Annotated in this window: 3 protein-coding genes; all 3 read left to right on the plus strand. The window is 63.1% G+C overall.

Going from position 1 to position 3,394, the window contains the following annotated elements:
- Positions 1-876 (plus strand): glycine--tRNA ligase (locus B3C64_RS00730; protein WP_291533043.1); only part of this gene is annotated, 876 nt, incomplete at its 5' end.
- Positions 877-884: 8 nt separating this feature from the next.
- Positions 885-2,114 (plus strand): tRNA dihydrouridine synthase DusB, encoded by a 1,230-nt coding sequence (gene dusB, locus B3C64_RS00735; protein WP_291533045.1) that lies wholly within the window; start codon positions 885-887, stop codon positions 2,112-2,114.
- A gap of 193 nt (positions 2,115-2,307) precedes the next feature.
- On the plus strand, positions 2,308-3,394 hold a 1,087-nt coding region (ftsZ, locus tag B3C64_RS00740), incomplete at its 3' end, for a cell division protein FtsZ (protein WP_291533046.1).

The raw sequence follows: 3,394 nt of genomic DNA on the forward strand, positions 1-3,394 counted from the left end.
GGCAACTTCATCTTCCGCACCCGTGAGTTCGAGCAGATGGAGATGGAGTTCTTCGTCAAGCCCGGCGAGGACGAGGCGTGGCACCAGTACTGGATCGACGCCCGCACCCAGTGGTACCTCGACCTTGGCGTCAAGCCGGAGAACCTGCGCCACTACGAGCACCCGAAGGACAAGCTGGCCCATTACTCGAAGCGCACCGTGGACATCGAGTACAAGTTCGGTTTCCAAGGCTCCGATTGGGGTGAGCTCGAAGGCATCGCCAACCGTACCGACTTCGATCTTTCCGCGCATTCCAAGCACTCCGGAGAGGACCTGAGCTACTTCAACCAGGCCACTGGCGAAAAGTACGTGCCGTACGTCATCGAGCCTGCCGCCGGCCTGACCCGCTCCCTGATGTGCTTCCTCGTCGACGCCTACGATGTCGACGAGGCGCCGAACACCAAGGGCGGCGTGGACAAGCGCACCGTGCTGCACCTCGACCCGCGTCTGGCCCCGGTCAAGGCCGCTGTGCTGCCGCTGAGCAAGAAGCCCGACCTGCAGGGCGTCGCGCACAAGCTCGCCGCCGACCTGCGTCAGAACGAGTGGATGATCGATTACGACGAGTCCGGAGCCATCGGACGCCGTTACCGTCGCCAGGACGAGATCGGCACCCCGCTGTGCGTGACCGTCGACTTCGACACCTTGGACGACCAGGCCGTGACCATCCGTGAACGCGATACCATGAAGCAGGAGCGCGTCAGCCTCGACAAGGTGTCGGACTACATCGCCGAACGCATTGGCGAGAAGCGCAGCAGCGTGCCGCAGCTGCCGGTCGAGATGGGCGGCGAGGCATGGCCCGAGTCCGTCAAGATCGCCGAGGCCGGTGGACTGTACTAAAGCGCCCCATGCCAGACAGCATTGTGATTGCCGACGGGGAAACCGACGCGCTTGACCCGCGTACCGACGCGGCTCGGCCGTCGGTTCCCCCCGTTATCAAGCCGGTCGATCTCGGGCCGGTGCACGTGCAGACGCCGGTCGTGCTCTCGCCCATGGCGGGCGTGACCAATTGGCCGTTTCGTGTGATCTGCGAAAGCTACGGGCCGGACGGTCTGTATGTCGCGGAGATGATCACCGCCCGCGCGCTGGTCGCCCGCAATCCCAAGGCGTTGCGCCTGTGCCGCTTCGCGCCCAGTGAAAGAATCCGCTCGCTTCAGTTGTATGGCGTGAATCCCGCGATCGTCGAACAGGCCGCGAAAATCGTCGTCGACGAGAACATGGCGGATCATGTCGACCTGAACTTCGGTTGCCCGGTACCCAAGGTCACGCGCCGCGGTGGCGGTTCCGCTTTGCCCTGGAAGCTCGATTTGTTCCGTGAGATCATCCAACGCGTGGTCAAGGTGTGCGACAGCGCCGACATCCCCGTCACCGCCAAGATTCGCGTGGGCATCGACCATGAGCATGAGACCTTCCTCGAGGCCGGACGCATCGCGCAGGAGGAGGGCTGCAAGGCCGTGACCCTGCACGCGCGCACCACCGCCGAATACTACGGCGGGCATTCCGACTGGAACCGCATCGGCGAACTCGTGGAGAGACTCGACATCCCCGTGTTCGGCAACGGCGACATCTGGGGCGCGAACGACGCGCTCGCCATGGTCTCCGAAACCGGCTGCGCAGGCGTCGCCATCGGTCGCGGCTGTCAAGGCCGCCCATGGTTGTTCGCGGATATCAAGAACGCCTTCGCCGGCAGCGACGAACGCATCGATCCGACGCTCGGCGAGGTGTGCCGGGTGATCGAACGTCATGCCGCGTTGCTCACCGAGTTCTATGACGGCGACGAGCGGATGGCCGTGCACGATCTGCGCAAACACATCGCGTGGTATCTCAAAGGGTTCCCGGTGGGCGGTTCCACACGCCGGGCGTTCATGGAATGTGAAAATCTTGAGGATGTGCGCGCCGAGATCGGCAAACTCGATCCCACCATTCGTTTCCCCGAGCGCATCGCCGACAAGCCGAGGGGCCGCGTACGCTTCGCCAAGAAGGTGCATTTGCCATACGGATGGTTGGAATCCCGGGAAACAACCCATGAGGAGCGTCAGGCGCTGTTCGGCGACGACCCCATGGACGCGAGCTACTGATCGGATTGGTTCCCGTCCGGGCGGAAAATGGGTGAAAACGATTTTTCGACCGGTCGGGGGCGCCGACTCTAGGCAAAAAAGACACGCCGATGGGAAAAAAGTGAAAAAACACCGGCGCGCGCATGAAAAAGTGCGCGTATTATCAACCCGTCTGCGATAGAGTTGTGCGTAAACGTGTGAGTGACAGGAGACTATGGTGAGCGAGATTGCCCAGACTGACAATTTCAACGACAAGACTAACATCAAGGTCGTCGGTGTCGGTGGAGCCGGCGGTAACGCCGTTAATCGCATGATTGCTGAAGGTCTTCAAAGTGTTGAGTTCATCGCGATTAACACCGACGCGAAGGATTTGCTGCGTTCCGATGCGGATGTCAAAATCTCATTGAACGACGCTTCCAGCCGTGGTCTGGGCGCAGGGGCCGACCCGGAGAAGGGCGCGAAGGCCGCGCAGGACCATCAGTCCGACATCGAGGAATCGCTCAAGGGCGCCGACATGGTGTTCGTGACCTGCGGCGAAGGCGGCGGCACCGGTACCGGCGCAAGCCCGATTGTGGCGCGCGCCGCGCACCAGCAGGGCGCATTGACCATCGCGGTCGTGACTCGTCCATTCAGCTTTGAAGGCCCGCAGCGTTCTGCGTCCGCCGCACTCGGCATCGAGAACCTGCGCAAGGAAGTGGACGCGCTGATCGTAATTCCGAACGACCGGTTGCTGGAGCTGTCCGACCGCACCATCGGCATCGTCGACGCGTTCAAGACCGCGGACACCGCATTGCTGGCCGGCGTTCAGGGCATCACCGACCTGATCACTTCCAATTCGTACATCCACGTCGACTTCAACGATGTCAACGCGATTTTGCGTGGCGCCGGCACCGCGCTGTTCGGCATCGGCTCCGCACGGGGCGAGGACCGCGCCACGCAGGCCGCGGAAATCGCCATCAGCTCGCCGCTGCTGGAAGAGAGCATCGAGGGTGCGCATGGCGCGCTGGTCAACATCGCCGGTCCGACCGATCTGAAGCTGCAGGAAGCCGCGGCGGCAACCCAGCTGGTGCAGAAGGCCATCCACCCGGAGGCGCAGATCATCTGGGGTCTTTCCCTGGACGACGCCTACGGCGACGAGGTGCGCGTCACGGTCATCGCGGCCGGTTTCGACGCCAACTCGAAGAAGAGCGCTCCGGCCGTCGACCAGGATTCGAAGCCTTCCACCGAAGGCACGATTCCGCTGTCGGCGCTGTCCGCCAAGGTGTCGAGCGCTTCCGCCGAACCCCAGCAGCCTCAGCAGG

Source organism: Bifidobacterium sp. UBA6881, assembly GCA_002451435.1.
Lineage (GTDB): Bacteria > Actinomycetota > Actinomycetes > Actinomycetales > Bifidobacteriaceae > Bifidobacterium.

Coding starts and splice junctions, on each gene's coding strand:
- dusB (WP_291533045.1), top strand. CDS start 885: ATGCCAGACAGCATTGTGATTGCCGACGGGGAAACCGACGCGCTTGAC.